Here is a 1,112-nt window from a genome sequence, read left to right on the forward strand (position 1 = left end):
TGTTCTGTCCTGGGAGGTTGTGGACAGGTGAGCCAGGTCTCGACTGAGGGATCTTGAACGGATGAGGGCCTTCCGGTTCGGTGTGGATTGCGACGTCTACACCAACAGAAAGGCCCTCGTGCCCCACCGTAATGCACCCCTGACCGAGACCGGCCGCCTGCGCCTGGCCCGCTGCGTGGTCGAGGAGGGCTGGCCGCTTCGGCGGGCCGCCGAACGCTTCCAGGTTTCGCCCACCACGGCCCAGCGATGGGCCGGCCGCTACCGGCACAACGGCGAGGCCGGTCTGGCCGACCGCTCGAGCCGGCCTCACCACAGCCCCCGCCGCACTCCCACCCGCACCGAGCGACGGATCATCAAGGTCCGACTGCTGCGCAGATGGGGACCGGCCCGCATCGCGCACTTCCTGCGCCTGGTGCCCTCGACCGTGCACCGCGTCCTGACCCGCTACCACCTGGCCCGCCTGTCCCACCTCGACCGGGCCACCGGCCGGGTCATACGCCGCTACGAACGCGACCGGCCCGGCGAACTGATCCACGTCGACATCAAGAAACTGGGCAACATCCCCGACGGCGGCGGGCACAAGGTCAATGGCAGGGCCCAGGGAGGCCGCAACAGCTCCGCACACCGCGACCCCACTCGGCCCCGCACCCGCCACGGCCGCCCCAACCTCGGCTACAGCTACCTCCACACCGCCGTCGACGACCACTCCCGCCTCGCCTACAGCGAGATCCTCACCGACGAGAAGAAGGAGACCGCCACCGGCTTCTGGCAGCGCGCCCACGCCTTCTTCAGCCAGGCCGGGATCACCGTCGAACGGGTGCTGACCGACAACGGCTCCTGCTACCGCTCACGCGACTGGCGCGACGAGCTGGCCCGGGCCGGGATCACGCACAAACGCACCCGGCCCTACCGGCCCCAGACCAACGGAAAAGTCGAACGCTTCAACCGCACTCTGCTGGACGAGTGGGCCTACGCCCGCCCCTACCGCTCAGAGCAGGAACGACGCGACGCCTTCCCCGACTGGCTACACACCTACAATCACCACCGCGGACACACCGCGCTGAAAGGCCAACCACCCGCCAGCCGCGTCCCCAACCTCACGGGTCAGTACA

Annotated in this window: 1 protein-coding gene; it reads left to right on the forward strand. The window is 69.2% G+C overall.

The genetic code is table 11. The annotated features are described in order from the left end of the window. Positions 1–118: 118 nt before the first annotated feature. The coding region (locus tag ACIRP7_RS45630; protein ID WP_403672987.1) for an IS481 family transposase at positions 119–1,112 on the forward strand (994 nt) is incomplete at its 3' end.

The organism is Streptomyces sp. NPDC102270, assembly GCF_044766405.1.
In the GTDB taxonomy this organism is placed as follows: Bacteria; Actinomycetota; Actinomycetes; order Streptomycetales; family Streptomycetaceae; genus Streptomyces.